General features: G+C 42.2%; 12 protein-coding genes. 5 read left to right on the forward strand and 7 right to left on the reverse strand.

Annotated elements, in window-relative coordinates; genetic code table 11:
- Positions 1–270 precede the first annotated feature (270 nt).
- The 3 genes from F607_RS0111600 to F607_RS0111610 all read left to right on the forward strand — a co-directional run bounded on the left by F607_RS0111600 (position 271) and on the right by F607_RS0111610 (position 4,256).
- The gene (locus F607_RS0111600) at positions 271–1,401 is read left to right on the forward strand and encodes a sphingomyelin phosphodiesterase (RefSeq protein ID WP_038291127.1); all 1,131 of its coding nucleotides are present in this window, start codon (positions 271–273) and stop codon (positions 1,399–1,401) included.
- A gap of 294 nt (positions 1,402–1,695) precedes the next feature.
- Positions 1,696–2,877 carry a DegT/DnrJ/EryC1/StrS family aminotransferase gene (locus tag F607_RS0111605; protein WP_027708220.1) on the forward strand — a complete coding sequence of 394 codons (1,182 nt, stop codon included), beginning with the start codon at positions 1,696–1,698 and terminating at the stop codon, positions 2,875–2,877.
- 347 nt (positions 2,878–3,224) lie between these two features.
- On the forward strand, positions 3,225–4,256 hold the full coding sequence (locus F607_RS0111610) for a coiled-coil domain-containing protein (RefSeq protein ID WP_027708221.1): 1,032 nt from the start codon (positions 3,225–3,227) through the stop codon (positions 4,254–4,256).
- Positions 4,257–4,275: 19 nt separating this feature from the next.
- Here F607_RS0111610 and F607_RS29355 read toward each other — a convergent pair whose 3' ends face one another.
- The 3 genes from F607_RS29355 to metH all read right to left on the reverse strand — a co-directional run bounded on the left by F607_RS29355 (position 4,276) and on the right by metH (position 10,553).
- On the reverse strand, positions 4,276–5,361 hold the full coding sequence (locus F607_RS29355; RefSeq protein WP_084611213.1) for an aminopeptidase: 1,086 nt from the start codon (positions 5,359–5,361) through the stop codon (positions 4,276–4,278).
- Positions 5,315–6,637, reverse strand: a complete 1,323-nt coding sequence (locus F607_RS0111620) for an MATE family efflux transporter (protein WP_027708222.1) — start codon at positions 6,635–6,637, stop codon at positions 5,315–5,317. Before F607_RS0111620 ends, F607_RS29355 begins: the two co-directional genes overlap by 47 nt.
- 217 nt (positions 6,638–6,854) lie before the next feature.
- Complete coding sequence (metH, locus tag F607_RS0111625) at positions 6,855–10,553, reverse strand: methionine synthase (protein ID WP_027708223.1); 3,699 nt, start codon at positions 10,551–10,553, stop codon at positions 6,855–6,857.
- Positions 10,554–10,804: 251 nt separating this feature from the next.
- Here metH and nfuA point away from each other — a divergent pair, with 251 nt between their 5' ends.
- Positions 10,805–11,383 (forward strand): Fe-S biogenesis protein NfuA, encoded by a 579-nt coding sequence (gene nfuA, locus F607_RS0111630; RefSeq protein WP_027708224.1) that lies wholly within the window; start codon positions 10,805–10,807, stop codon positions 11,381–11,383.
- Positions 11,384–11,731: 348 nt separating this feature from the next.
- Here the strand turns inward: nfuA and F607_RS29360 are convergent, their stop codons facing one another.
- From F607_RS29360 to greB, 3 genes are all read right to left on the reverse strand, one after another.
- Positions 11,732–12,121, reverse strand: coding sequence for an ArsR/SmtB family transcription factor (locus tag F607_RS29360; protein WP_084611214.1), 390 nt, complete (start codon positions 12,119–12,121; stop codon positions 11,732–11,734).
- A 109-nt stretch (positions 12,122–12,230) separates the two neighbouring features.
- Complete coding sequence (locus F607_RS0111640) at positions 12,231–13,175, reverse strand: lipase family alpha/beta hydrolase (protein WP_027708225.1); 945 nt, start codon at positions 13,173–13,175, stop codon at positions 12,231–12,233.
- A gap of 578 nt (positions 13,176–13,753) precedes the next feature.
- Positions 13,754–14,251: a transcription elongation factor GreB gene (gene greB, locus F607_RS0111645; protein WP_027708226.1), complete on the reverse strand. Its 498-nt coding sequence runs from the start codon at positions 14,249–14,251 to the stop codon at positions 13,754–13,756.
- Between the two features lie 84 nt (positions 14,252–14,335).
- On the opposite strand from greB, the gene F607_RS0111650 reads away from it, so the two are divergent.
- Positions 14,336–14,704, forward strand: coding sequence for a hypothetical protein (locus F607_RS0111650; protein WP_157365442.1), 369 nt, complete (start codon positions 14,336–14,338; stop codon positions 14,702–14,704).
- 54 nt (positions 14,705–14,758) lie between these two features.
- Here the strand turns inward: F607_RS0111650 and F607_RS0111655 are convergent, their stop codons facing one another.
- Positions 14,759–15,841: a 3-deoxy-7-phosphoheptulonate synthase gene (locus F607_RS0111655; protein WP_027708228.1), complete on the reverse strand. Its 1,083-nt coding sequence runs from the start codon at positions 15,839–15,841 to the stop codon at positions 14,759–14,761.
- Between the last annotated feature and the right edge of the window lie 86 nt (positions 15,842–15,927).

Raw genomic sequence — 15,927 nt, forward strand, 5'->3', positions numbered from 1 at the left:
TATACCAACGGCTAAAACGTTTTTCACTCATATCACTGTAACGGTTCATATTTCTATAGGTTGCCTTGCCTTGAAATACGATTAATGTCGTCAACAATGCGGCTATAAATGTGCGTTGAGGTTTATTAACGTTGGACATTGAGCGTAAAACCGTTTTTACTATGCTTTCCAAAGATAGATTCCTGTGACAATACGACGTTGATAACCGCATTCTCGCAGTTTCTATCTTTGGTACAACCTACGACTCTCAGCCAAAAAGTGTCCACAGTATTGGAAGATGCAACCAAAGAAAATGTTATTGATGTCATCAACTACAATACGTGGATGCCAAGAGGTGTGGCCAATAAAGCCAGCTATCGAAAAAATGAAATTCCATTTCATTTAGCTCCCTTCGATATCGTGGTATTAGAAGAAGCCTTCAATGACGAATACCGTAATGACATGCGTGAAGCTTTGCAAAAAACACATCCTTTTTGGACTGGTCCTTTGAATTTACCTAAAGACCAAACATTTCAGGATGACGGTGGCGTTGTGATTTTAAGTAAATGGCCTATTGCAACTGATAGCCATGATCAAGAAATAAAAGACTCAATCACTTATACACAGTGTCCATGTGGATTTAATCAAGAATACAAAGGTGCCTGGTATGTCAAAATATTAAAGCACGGCACACCTTATCATGTTTTTGGCACCCATCTGCTTTGGGATAAAGCGCAAACAGCAGATATTAAAACAATGGCACAAGTTACGGAGCTTGGTAATTTTATTGCTAAACAGAAAATTCCTGCGAATGAAGCAGTCATCATCGCTGGAGATATGAATGTGTTTCAGCATAAGTCGATCTATACCCAAATGTTAGACTCACTCAATGCTGCTAATCCATCCTACCCAACAGATGCTGTACTCATCAACAGCCATGATGAAACAAGAAACAGTGATGCTGAAGGTGGCACTGGTACCCTTGATTATGTTCTTTATTCCACAAAGCATAAACAGCCAGTATCCAGCTACGCGAAAGTCATACCCTTTATGAGTCCACAAACGAATGATAATAATGGTAAGGGTGGATACCTGTTAAGCCAGTATTTATCTGACCATTTTGCTAAGCATGGCCACTTTGAGTTTTTAGCAAATAGCAATCATCCTGACTATCTCGAAATCAAATCTCTCGATGAATATAGCTATACTTTCAGTTATAGTGGAGGAGGGGCATATACATGGGTAGGCGTCTATCGTGAAAATGAAACCCCAGATCAAGATACTGCTTATATTTGGGGATATACTCCAAACCATCGTGGAGAGTTAAACCTGACCATCGCAGAAACAGGCCGTTTTAAAGCTTATTTACTCGATAATAACCTTAACAAAATTGCAGGGCCTATTTATTTCAACAAAAATTAGCTTAGCCGTTAGTCACTTCAACAAAACTATACCTCTCTAAAGGCTTGGTTGCCGTATCCTTACGGCGACCAGTTCAGCAAACGTTAACCAGGCTTTTTTTGTCTCCAAACAATCATAATTTTTTATTCTAGTAAGATTGAATAACGACAAATAGCAGATTCATAATTACTCTATTCCCATCCCCATAGTATTCTCTTTTTCCTTAACAGCACTGGACACTATAATGCATAAGTGCGTTCAATGTACGTTTATGCCATTGAATCGAATAAACGACGACAAGGCTTTCCTTCCATAATGAAAAAAGTTGTTACGAAAAGTCATTCAGAAATTACCCGCTGGCCAATTTTAGATAGAAGCGATGAGTCAGCTGTCATTGATGTGCTAAGAAGTGGCACGATCTCTAAAGGCAGCATCATTCAAGTTCTTGAAAATGAGTACAAAACTTTTACCGGACGTAAATATGCTTTAGCTCATAATAATGGAACATCAGGTTTATTGGCGGCTTTCTTTAGTCTTGGTTTATCTCCTGGCGACGAAGTTCTGGTACCTACAGCAACTTTTTGGGCATCAGTACTGCCACTTATATGGCTAGGTCTGGTACCTGTTTTTTGTGAAAGTGAGCCTGAAACACTAGGGATTGACCCAGAGGATATGCTAAAAAAAATAACGCCAAAGACCAAAGCTGTTGTTATCGTACACCTCTGGGGACTTCCTTGTAAGGTTGAAGAAATTAGCTACATCGCTAGAAAACATAACCTTAAGATCATTGAAGATGCATCACATGCGCATGGCGCTGAATACAACGGCAAACTCTGTGGAGCTTTTGGTGATGTTTCTGTATTTAGCCTACAAGGGGATAAGTTAGCGCCAGCAGGCGAAGGTGGTATATTCATTACTGACGATTATGAATACTATGAAAGAGCTACTTGTCTTGGGGACATTTCACGTATTAATGAATTAACAACTCCTCAACGTCGATTTGCCGCTACAGGGTTTGGAGTTAAAACCCGAATATCTTCACTCGCCGCAGCGCTTGGTGTTAGTCAGCTTAAAAAACTTAAGAAGAATAACCAACTACGTAATACAAACCATCAATACCTTTCTCATAAACTACAAGCGTTGGGTTTTGACTGCTTCATCCCATCAAGCAATATTCAACGAGTCTATTTTGAATTTATTATTAGGTACAGTGAAAGAGAACCCGAAAACCTCCTTCAAACACTACAGCAACTTGGTTGTCATGTAACTCGACCACGTTACCCACTACTGCATCAACAACCTTTTTTTACTGAAGGATGGTATAAAGAGGTTGGTCGATACCCCAAAGGGTGTGGCGATTTAGACCAGATCATTTCAGGCAGTTTTGAAAAAACGATCACTGAGAATAATCGCTTAATAAAACTACCCAACTTTTGTGGTGAAGATAATGGTATTTTAGATCAATATGCTGAAGCATTCAGGTTAGCCATTTCTTAACTGCCCTTCACCAAAATATTCAAGCTCAGTGGCTCAACGCTTCACTTATTCCAAAATTAAGTTTTACTAATACATATACCCCTTTCTACCATCTTTATTACAAAGCCTCTAGCTCTTTTAAATACGTGCTGATACGCGATTAATACTAAACCAAATAAAAAATAGCCGATAACTTCTGTTATCGGCTATTTTTTTGCTTATAAGATAATATAATACTTAATTTGATATTACGTATTACTATTTACTAAAAATAGTAATATAATTATTTACAACCAAAGCTGATTAATAATCAACCAAACAAGACTATACTTAACTAAAACAAACACTTATTGAGAACACGAAGCGCTATGGCAAGCTCAGTTACACGTGAGGCAGTCTTTACTGCCTGTAAGAAGTTGTTTGAAGAAACAGGCCATGTAAAACAAGCTGATGTACAAGCTATTACGGGGGGATCATTCACCAAACTTGGGCCATGGATACAAGAATGGAAGGTACTTAATGCCCGGCTCAATGGCCTTGAGTACCTAGACCATGAACTCCTAGCAGGATTAAATGAGTGGTGTCTTCAGCTCAAAGAAAAGTTTCAGTCAGAAGCTGCGAAACAAAATGAAGACTTACACGCAGAGCTCACGAAAGAAAAAGAGAAACAAGCTCAATTCCAGCAGGATAAGGACAAACAGCGTGATGAGCTGGCTAATATGCATGCTAAATTGGCGGAGCTAAGAGATACGGTATCTGAGCGAGAACGTCATATTGACCGTAAACGCACAGAGCTCAGTCAGCTAAAAACAGAACGTTTAGAGTTTAAACAGCGCTATGAAGCTGAACTACAAACAAATCAACTATTAAAAAACTCTATTGAGCAGCTCCAACGCAAAGTTGAAGATGAACGACATACCGCAAATAAACGACTTCATGATGAAATGAAGCGAATCAGTGACCTTTATGAAGCGAATGAAAACAAGCTTTATCAACAACTGGATGAGTCACGTCGGGCACAACGAGAGCAGGAAAAACGCAGTGGACAGGAAAACGATAAACTGAGACAAGAAGTGTCTGATCTGAGCAAACAAAAAAATGAACTGAACAGCCAGCTGGTTCGAACCCAAGCAGACTTAGCTATTGTTCAGGAACGACTGCAGGAAAAAGAAAAGTCCCTCGACTCACTGACCGAACAGCATCAACAAACCCTTCAAACTTTACAGCAAGAAAAAGAACGCCGCCAAGAAATGCACGTTCAGCTGGGTCAACTCAAAGGTCAATTCTCTGTTATTCAAGAGCGTCATGATCAGCTTGAGCACCAGCTTCGAGAGCTGCGGCATATTGAGGCTGAACTCAAACTTTTGCGCCGTCATCAACAAGATGACTCAACGGATTAAGAATAGGGGAGGCGGGACATTACTCGTTTGGAGCAAGCTTCATGAGTTTTGCCTCTCGGTCAGCTTGATCTAATTCTGCTAGTGCCTCACAGGCTTTATAAAACGAAGAGAGTGTTTGCTGTTGTGCTAATAGGACTTGTAGTGCTGGCACCCATCGATAATAGCTGGCTATAGAAGCCAGCTTCGCATTATTCAGCCCTGATGTGATCCATTGATCATAGGCAGGCCACTGCTTCCAGGGGCCTTGACGTAGCTGATGATAGTCATGCTGTATCGCAGCGATAACCCGCTTTTTTTGCTGCAACTTTTGCTCATCCGGTAAATGACTTCGATACAAGGCACCTAATTGCTGACGATAACCTAATAACCAACGGGTAAATTCATCCTCAAACTGCAGCCGACCTTGTAAAGGCTTTAATGGTGCATCACCAGCATGAGCTTGCTGAAACCAACGCTTAACGCCTTCAAGCGCAACAACGGTTGCCAAACTCTCGTTAAAATCTGTATCACCAGGAACATACAACCATTGATGGGCAATTTCATGAAAAAGTAATTCAGCAAGATAAGCTTCAGGAAAGTGTATAAACGTATTGAGTAGCGGATCATTAAACCAGCCTAGTGTAGAATACGCCTTAATACCTGCCACATAGGTATCAAACCCTTGGACCTGCAGCTGAGCAGCAGACTCCATAGCATCTGCTTCAAGATAGTAACCACGATAGGCCAGGCAACCGACCAAGGGATAACACCAGGTTTTCTGCTCAAGCGATAAGGCTGGAGCCGCAAAAACATTCCAAACAACATAAGGGAGTTCAAGGTCAGCATAGTGCTGGTAGCTATTTTCTACAGGTAAGCGCAACTGCTGGTCAGCAAAGTGCAACAACTGCTGACTCAGTGCTAACTGTTGTTGAAGACGTACATTATCTGTCGCATTAATAACTTCTACGACAGGTTTGCGGCGTTGAATAACCTCTAACTGACCAAAAGCAGCTTGTTGATAATAATGAATTGTCTCACAGCTCGTTAGCAAGACTGAAAATATGAGTAAAATAGCGACGTTATAAACGGATACTCGCCCAATGGCGACGCGACCAAATAATGCCATAAATCACTGAAGTTAACGTACGTTGTATAATCTGTAAGAGCCAAATTGCTATTAAGCCATACCCCAGATAAGGACCAAATACCCAGGCCAGCGGCAAGAAAAATAGCCATTGCATAGACACAGCAATTTTAAGTACTGTCCTGTTTGCTCCGGCCCCGAGTAGCGCCTGAGTCAACACTAATGAGGTAGCATCCAACACCATCGTTAGCCCAGTAAGCTGCAAAGGTAGTATACCCATGGCTCGTATCTGCTCATCATAAATGAAGCAGCTCAAAATCAAGTCAGGAAAAAGCCAAAAGGGGATACCTAATACAATGAGAACTCCACCCGCTATTTTGACAGTATCCCATCCCCACTGGTAGGCATGATCTGGCTTATTTTCACCCAACGAGTGACTCACCAACGTGGTGGCTGCCATACCCAAACCAACACCAGGAAGAATGAGGAATAATGCGAGATTGACCAGTACATGCCCAACTGCCAAGGCATGACTCCCCACTTGTCCTATGATCCAAAACATTGCGGTTATCCCTGCAGCAAACAGAGTTTGTTGTAATGAGGTAGGTATCGTCAGTTTAAGTACTCCAGCCCAGGTTCGCCGATCAGGCCAACACTGCAAAAATCCGTGACGACGCCCCATCTGCCATGTCATCCAGGCATAAATAGCACTGCCCAGATACATTGCTAGTGTTGTACCTAACCCTGCACCAGCTGAACCCATTTCAGGTAAACCAAAACAACCGAAAATAAGACTATACGACAGAATGACATTAATAATATGCATAAACAGGAGTGCGCGAAGATATATCATGGAATGATTGATGCCATTCCAAAACCCTCGAAACGAAAAATTAAAGGCCACCGCAGCCACACTCAAAACCCGCCACTCGAAATAGGAAATGCCTTCTGCAAGCACACCCGGGTCAGAATTCAACAGCTTCAGATACCAGGGTGCAAACATGTAAATAACAATGCTGACAGGTAATGCAACGGCAACTCCGACGAGTAAACCAACATGAAGTGGCTGAGCACACTCGGCTGTACGCTGCTGCCCACTGCGCCGAGCGACAAGTGCTTGGACTCCCGATGAAAGACCAGTCACTAATGACACGCACATAAAATTTGCGTAACTTGCAATCCCTACACCCGCCAGTGAAATTTCACCTAAGCTCCCAACCATTGCAGCATCGACAAGGTTTAACAAGCTTTGTGACAACATGCCACCAATGATAGGTAAACCGAGCCATAAAATGGTTTGAATGCGTTGACGTTGCAACCGTACCCCCAATACTTGCGATGAGCGCTCGACTAATCCTTAGTGCGTTATCTTGCCTTATAGGACAGTACTTCAATCTACTTTTTAAACCGGGCAGATAATAAGGTATCAGTCGAAACCGAAAAGATACTATTTAAGGTAAGTTAATACGATAAGGAAACATTTTTTACTCCCCCAAAATGAGGCTGTCGCAAATGGAGGAGTAGCTCATGTGTGATTAAGGCTCATAACCTAAATTAGGTGCCAGCCAACGTTCAACCTCTTCAATTGTCATACCTTTGCGCTTAGCATAAGACTCAACTTGATCTCGTGCTATTTTTCCAACGGAAAAGTATCGAGCATCTGGAGCAGAAAAATACCAGCCACTGACTGATGCCGCAGGCAACATTGCAAAGTGCTCAGTCAATGACACACTTGAGTGTTGTTGAGCCTCTAGTAACGCAAAGAGAGTTGTTTTTTCAGTATGATCAGGGCAAGCAGGATAACCTGGAGCAGGGCGAATACCTTGATAACGCTCTTTAATCAGCCCCTCATTATCCAGAGACTCGTCTGCAGCATACCCCCAAAACTCTTTGCGAATACGCTCATGCATATGCTCAGCAAATGCTTCTGCTAACCGGTCGGCAAGGGCTTTAACCATAATGCTGTTGTAATCATCATGGGCAGCTTCATACTGGCGGGCAAGTTCTTCCGCGCCAATGCCTGCTGTCACAATAAACCCACCGACATAGTCGTCAACACCACTGTTTTCTGGCGCAATATAATCAGCTAAACAATGTTGTGGTTTGCCTTGAGGTTTTTCAATTTGCTGGCGTAAATGATGCAAACGTGCCTTAACGGAAGCACGCTGCTCATCTTCATACACCACAATATCATCATGATTTTGCTGAGCAGCAGGCCAAATACCTATTACCGCTTCTGCTTTAATCAGTTGCTCATCAATGAGTTTTTTTAACATCTGTTGTGCATCATTGAATAACTGAGTGGCTGCAGCGCCCATCACCTCATCCTGAAGAATAGCTGGGTATTTACCCGCTAAGTCCCAGCTAATAAAGAAAGGTGTCCAGTCAATATAGGGAATTAATGCCTTTAAATCATAATCTTTAAACACTTTCACCCCAGTAAAAGCAGGCTTGGGTGGTGTATAAGCAGCCCAATCAATCACCTGTTTATGCGCCGCCAAATTCGAATAAGCGACAGGGCCAGCTTTTGGCTTGCGTCCCATGTTGCGGGCACGCACAGTGTCATAGTCTTCTTTAATTGACGCCACAAACTGCTCAGGTTGTGCACTTAGCAGCTGAGTAGCAACGCCCACACTTCGCGATGCATCAGGCACATAAACCGTTGCCCCTTCATACTGAGGCGCAATTTTGACTGCAGTGTGTGCTTTTGAGGTTGTGGCGCCACCAATTAACAGGGGTATATTAAATGACTGGCGTTGCATCTCCTTAGCCACATGCACCATTTCATCAAGTGATGGCGTAATCAAACCACTTAAACCAATAATATCAACATTATGTTCACGGGCAGTTTGCAGAATTTTCTCACAGGGCACCATCACCCCCAGGTCAATCACTTCATAGTTATTACATTGCAAAACGACCCCAACAATGTTTTTACCTATATCATGCACATCACCTTTTACTGTCGCCATTAGGATCTTGCCTTTGGCTTTTGCGCCTTCACTTTTTTCTGCTTCAATAAAAGGCACTAAATGAGCGACAGCTTGCTTCATCACGCGTGCACTTTTCACCACCTGCGGCAAAAACATTTTCCCAGCACCAAACAAGTCACCGACCACATTCATACCTGACATCAGAGGACCTTCTATCACCTCAACGGGTTGATCTGCTGCTAATCGTGCTGCTTCTGTATCCTCAACAATATACTGAGAAATACCTTTAACCAACGCATGCTCCAACCGTTTTTCAACAGGTAAACTCCGCCAGCTTAAGTCCTCAACAGATTTTGATGTAGCTGTCCCATCACCACGAAACTCATCAGCTACTTCCAGTAATGCTTCAGTAGCATTTTCATTGCGGTTTAATACCACATCTTCCACACAATTGCGGAGCTTTTGGGGGATTTCTTCATAGATGGCCAGCTGCCCCGCATTGACAATGCCCATGTCTAAACCAGCTTGAATACCGTGGTAGAGGAAAACAGCATGAATGGCTTCACGGACAGGATTGTTTCCACGGAATGAAAATGAAACATTACTCACTCCACCTGAAATCAGGGCATGGGGTAAATGCTGTTTTATATAGCGACATGCAGCATAAAAAGCTTGGGCATAATCATTGTGCTCTTCAATCCCTGTTGCTACCGCAAAAATATTGGGATCAAAAATAATATCCTGAGGCAAAAAGCCAACTTTATTTAACAAAACATCATAGGATCGCAGGCAAATTTCTATTTTACGTACTGCTGTATCTGCCTGGCCTTGTTCATCAAACGCCATGACCACAACTGCGGCTCCATAGCGCATACAACGTCGAGCCTTATCGATAAAATCGGCTTCACCTTCTTTCAAACTAATCGAATTTACAATGCACTTGCCTTGTACACATTTCAGTCCGGCCTCAATGACATCCCACTTGGAGGAGTCAATCATCAACGGTACCCGAGCAATATCCGGTTCAGCAGCAATTAAATTCAGGAACGTAATCATGGCTTGCTTGGAGTCAAGCATGCCTTCATCCATGTTGATATCAATTATCTGCGCACCATTTTCCACTTGGTCTCGGGCGACTTCTAGCGCAGTCTCATAATCGTTTTCACGGATAAGTCGTGCAAAACGAGCTGACCCCGTAATATTGGTCCGTTCACCGACATTCACAAACAGGCTGTCAGCTTCGATATTGAAGGGTTCCAAGCCACTAAGGCGACACGCCACAGAAAGCGTTGGCCGTTGACGAGGAGGGTATTTAGCCACTGTATCGGCAATCGCACGAATATGCGCTGGTGTAGTACCACAGCAACCACCAATGATATTTACAAAGCCACTTTGCGCAAACTCCTCGATAACCTCAGCCATGCTCTCTGGAGACTCATCATACTCACCAAACTCATTGGGTAACCCCGCGTTAGGGTGTGCACTCACCAGGGTATCGGCTTTCAGCGCCAGTTCTTCAAGGTAGGGGCGTAACTCCTTAGCCCCAAGCGCACAGTTTAAGCCGATACTTAGTGGTTTAGCATGAGCAACAGAGTTCCAAAATGCTTCCGTGGTTTGTCCAGAAAGCGTTCTACCAGACGCATCGGTTATTGTCCCTGAAATCATGATGGGTAAATTCACCCCTGTTTGATCAAACAGGGTTTGCACTGCATAAATCGCCGCTTTACAGTTAAGGGTATCGAAGACGGTTTCAATCAGAATAATATCGACACCACCCGCAACCAGTGCTTTTGTGGCTTCTGTGTAATCTGACACCAGCTGATCAAAGGTGATATTTCGAAAACCAGGATTATTAACATCTGGAGAAATAGTTGCTGTCCGGCTTGTGGGGCCCAACACACCTGCCACAAAGCGGGGCTGATCTGGCGTGAGCGCTGTCATTTCATCTGCCGCCCGACGGGCTAATCGAGCAGATTCGTAGTTGAGTTCAGTGACTAATGACTCAAGACCATAATCAGCTTGGGAAACCTGCGTTGAATTAAATGTGTTGGTTTCAACAATATCGGCTCCCGCCTCAAGATAAGCTTTATGGATAGCAAAAATGATATCTGGCTGGGTTAATGACAATAGGTCATTATTGCCTTTCAGTTCTCGATCAATATCAGCAAACCGTGCACCACGATAATCAGATTCTTCAAGACGGTAAGTCTGAATCATGGTTCCCATTGCACCATCCAGAATCAAAATCCGTTGCTGTAACTGGTCCATTAACGATGTGGTGCGTTGGTTTATAACTGTCATTATCCTATTCCTGAAGACGGGTTAACAATCGGCATAGCCTTGGAAAGATCTGCTAACACTTCACAGCCGGTAACTCACTTGCGATACACAAGCAAAGCTAGGCATTCTAACAAAATCCCCAATAATAAGGCGATGTTTTAGTAGTAAACTGTCGCCCATTAATACCCGATCAATTTACTCGGAATTGAACTTGCTATACACTGTCTAACTAGAACGTGAACTAGTCTGAAGTGTGTTACTGAGAGCTATCAATGAATATCACAATTACTGAGTCAGCCCAAGAATACTTGGCAGAACTACTGGCAAAGCAGGAAGTGGAAGGGATTGGTATCCGCATTTTTATCACACAACCCGGAACGCCTTACGCTGAGACCTGCATCGCTTACTGCAAGCCCTATGAACAACAGGCTGGCGATATTGAAATGCCGTTAAACGGCTTCAGTGCCTGGATTGAAGGTGACAGTGAGCCGTACCTTGAGGAAGCAGAAGTTGATTATGCTACAGACCGCTTTGGTGGCCAGCTCACCATCAAAGCACCTAATGCTAAAGTGCCTCGTATCAGCGAAGACAGCCCTTTGAATGAACGTATAAATTACATTCTCATCACTGAGATTAACCCTGGACTTGCTGCACATGGTGGACGGGTTGAGCTTGTCGAAATTGTCGAGGATATTGCTGTTTTACAGTTTGGAGGGGGTTGTCAGGGGTGTGGCATGGTTGATTTAACCCTAAAAGAAGGTGTAGAAAAAACCCTCTTAGAACGTATACCCGAGCTTAAAGGGGTAAGAGATGTCACTGATCACTCTGATACAACACAAGCCTACTACTAAAACAGGAGTAGCAATAGTTTATAAATACATCCCGTTTTCAGCCAAAATACACTTTGGTTCAATTTGTTTTTTTAGTAAGAAATGAAATTAGCCAATAAACCATTTGAAATTTTGACTAATAACGTAGGGGCCTTAAAAAAGCAATTTAATACAAGCTTCTATTTGAATTTAAATTACTATTACAAGACACATGACCTACGATAAATATAAGATCTACTCAAAAACCTAAATTTTTTTACGTTATTTCACCCAGCATTGATTCACTGGGTGAAATAACATGAAGTGCAAGTATGTGAACGTTTTTATTATGCGTTAGTCCTGATCAATAAGAACGCCAAAACTAACTTATTAAACTACTTCATAACTTTTTACCGATGCTGGAGAAGTGGATGGAAGTTCTGAAGTAACGGCTGAAACAGGGGCTGGACAAAATAGTTTGTGCAGTAAGCTAATGAGTTCTTTGGCTTCCTCACTGGCTAAAGAGTAGTAAACTGTTTGCGCTTCTTTGCGCGTAGTCACCAGACCATCCTTGCGCAGTACAGCTAAATGCTGTGAGAGGGCTGACTGACTCAAATCGAGACAGTCATTCAACTGCGAAACAGAAAACTCCCTTTCCCCCAAGTAGCATAAAATCATAAGTCGATTTTCGTTACTTATTGCCTTGAGAAAATTTACAGCGGTACGTGCATTTTCTCTCATATGATCAGGGTTTACAGTTGTACAAGTTGGTGATGTCATGGACTGCCTTACCATAGTGATCACTTTTTACGTATCGTAATGAAACTGAACTGAAATGACAACTAAACACTTAGTAATGTCACAAAACTAACGACCTCGATACAAAATATTACAATCCTGCAAGCTGAAGCCGGTTAGCGTGCTGACGATAAACTGTCACCGGATCTGTCTCAAATAAGTGGTGGATACCAAAAAAGTGATTTATTTGATCTAAATGGTTCATCTTAAAATTATCCCGAATAACACGTCCCAAGTGGCTACTACAACGGGCAACCATTCCATCATTTTCTTCTGAAAAAGCCAGCCCTGTTGCAGACAACGCATAATCACTGGCGTCAAGAACATTCGTCAGCTTTGAACTGCCTGCCCAAGAGTAATAACGCACTCCATTAACCAACGATTCTCCCTCACCGCAAAAAGATGATGGAATACCCGCAGGAAACTGGGCATTAAACAATGCTGATTCATAAGTACTTAAAGAGGAGAGACTTCGCTGAAAATCTTGCTTGTCTTGAGAAGAGCCAGATGCAATACCAATAAGCTTTGCTAAACCATTGGCTATCTTTTCCACCAGTTTATCGCCTAAATTACCCGCAGGTTTAGACATGAGCAGGTCAGCCACTTTACTGCCTTTATGGGGAGAACCCACCGATGATACAGACTTAACCAGGTCTGGGCGCACTGCAGCAACATAACGACTGGTGGGACCACCTTGAGAGTGGCCAATCAGGTTAAATGCTGAATGCCCTGTTATCGCTTTAAGCTCTTCAAGATAATGCAATAGTTCTTCACCACGACGAACACTGTCTTCCAACGCTGTCACTTGAGCTACATAAACCTCAGCACCACTTCGACGTAAGTCAGATATGATGCCGTACCAATAATCTACACCCAGAGCAGAGTCAAAACCAAACATCCCATGAACCAAAACAATAGGATATCGAGTTTTTGTATAGTGTGTAGCATTGTGTTTTTCTGTAGCAAAACTAGAAACCGATGAAACAACTAAAGTAGCGCCAAATAACCACGCACTTAGCTTAATTGACATTTTCATAAATTGATCCTTTGTTGTTATTATATTTTCCTTAATTGTTATTATTATTCACACAGCTCAGAAGTTTATCTAAGCAAACACCTCCCTTAGAAGAAGATCATTTTTTATATTTTTAATTATTTATTCACACTTTTTATTCGTAAAAAAAGTGTCTTACATTTTAGGCTAAGCTTATAAATGCCTAAGTGAATAAGACATTGGTTATTTGATTATATTTAGCGTGAATTAGTCAAGCATTTTGTTAAACAATTCTCGTTGTTATGTCGACTACTGCATAATTTCTCTAATACGTGCATCACTTGCCAACATACATTTTTATCAACAAGTGGATAAAATTATGTAACGAAACCACTAAACCAAATTAAAGACGTGTAAACATCGCCTTTTTCAAACAAAACTAAAACTATCGTATAAAATTATTAAAATTTAACTAATCAATTCGCCCATCTTTTCTATAATCACACATCACTATTCGAATACTGTTTCAACTCAAACTGGCAAGCACTCATTTTGTTACCGGTAGTGATAGATCATCTATTGCTATACAGTCAATTTTTAATTCCCCAGCCAGCCACTATTTATGTTGGAGGAATATAGTCAATTGCAACAATCGTAATTGTCTTATGGCCAGCCGGCAGGACCAAATCAACCTCATCAAACAATGTTTTACCGATCATCGCACGCGCAACAGGCGTATCAATACTGATCAAGCCACGGCTTGCATCAGATTCATCTGTGCCTACCAGCCGATAGCGAGATTGAACGCCATCTTCATCCTCCACAGTAACCCAAGCACCAAAGTATACTTTGTCCTGCTGCTCCGGCAGACTATCAACAACTTTGATATGTTCCAACCGTTTTCTTAAATACCTCACTCGACGATCAATTTCACGCAGCTGTTTCTTTCCATAAATATACTCAGCATTCTCAGAACGATCACCCAGTGCAGCAGCATCTGCAACAGCCTGAGTGACCTCAGGACGCTTAGTACGCCACAAGTAGTCAAGCTCTTCTTGAAGTGCTTTTGCACCTTCAGGTGTAATATAGAGCGGACGAGAAAAATTAGATTTGCTCATAATTGAAAAGATTGATGAAACATTTTAGTAATAACCAACGTGCCAGGTTGGATTAACTGTAGTCTATTCAAAAGACAATAAATCGTGTATCTTAGCCGCCTTTTGCCAGGAATGACAGACGATACGGTGAAACGCTACAAGCAGAGTATACTTTCTGATTACTTTGTGATTATTGACCCCGAAAGTCATGAGCACCACCTTGTGGAATCAAACTATGACATTGAAGAAGGGCAACGAAATCGCACGCTTTGTACAGAAGTAATTCAACATGCTACCTTTGCTGACGTGCTTACTAACCAACGCATGTCTGAGGTGTGCCTTATCTGTAAGGCAATATTATTACGTCGAATTGAAAACATGCCTCATGCCGTCAAAAAAGCTAAGGCATTAAAAGAGCAGCAAGAGGAACTCTCCACCGAGATTTCCCCTCAACAACTTTCACTGCTTCAATAATTTAGCTTAGAAAAGACTTGCGTTCAGGGCTTGATAGACAAGCCCATCGTCATGTTACTCCTGCTTTGCATTACGCTTTGGTAAAATGTCTTTCAGCTTGTTGCGCATTTCAATCAAGCTGCTCTCCGAAGTCTCCCAGTCAATACAGGCATCTGTAATAGATACACCATACTGCAAATCATCCAAGCTATCAGGGATGGATTGACTACCCCAGCCAATATGGCTTTCTACCATCAAACCAATAATTGACTCATTACCATCAATGATTTGGTTCGTCACATTTTCCATTACTAACGGCTGTAAGCTTGGGTCTTTATTTGAGTTGGCATGACTACAGTCAATCATCAGGTTGGGGGAAATACCATGCTTGTTTAATGCTTGCTCACACAGCGCGACATTTACTGAGTCATAATTAGGCTTACCATTACCTCCACGAAGCACCACGTGCCCATATGGATTACCACGGGTATGAATAATCGCTACCTGACCATCTCGATTAATACCTAAAAACCGGTGAGGACTTGAGACAGACTGCAAAGCATTGATTGCCACAGTAAGACTACCATCTGTGCCATTTTTAAAGCCTACCGCAGAGGACAAACCACTTGCCATTTCTCGGTGAGTCTGGGACTCAGTTGTTCTTGCTCCTACAGCAGACCAGCTGATTAAGTCCTGCAAGTATTGTGGAGAAATTGGGTCAAGGGCTTCTGTGGCTGTTGGCAGGCCAATTTCAGCCACATCCAGCAGGAGTTTACGACCGATGTGTAGTCCATCTTCAATTTTAAAGGAATCATTTAAATAAGGATCATTAATGAGGCCCTTCCAACCTACCGTGGTTCTAGGCTTCTCAAAATAGACACGCATAACAAGATAGAGTGTATCTGACACAGCATCGGCCAGCTTCTTCAAACGATGAGCATAATCAACCGCAGCTTCAGTATCGTGAATCGAACAAGGACCAATCACAACCATTAACCGGTGGTCCGTATGATCCAAAATATTTCGAATAGTCTGGCGACCTTGATCTACAACCTCATAAGCTTTATCAGATAACGGTATATCACGCTTCAACTGGGCTGGTGTTATCAATAAGTCCTGTGCGACAACATTTAAGTCGTCAATGGGTAACTTAGACATCATGATTCCTATTTGTTTATTACACCCTATCTTGTTTTTCTTGGCTCATCAGCACCAAGTGAATTCATTGTAATAAAACATGTGCA

Origin of the sequence: Zooshikella ganghwensis DSM 15267 (assembly GCF_000428585.1) — a bacterium.
GTDB lineage: Bacteria > Pseudomonadota > Gammaproteobacteria > Pseudomonadales > Zooshikellaceae > Zooshikella > Zooshikella ganghwensis.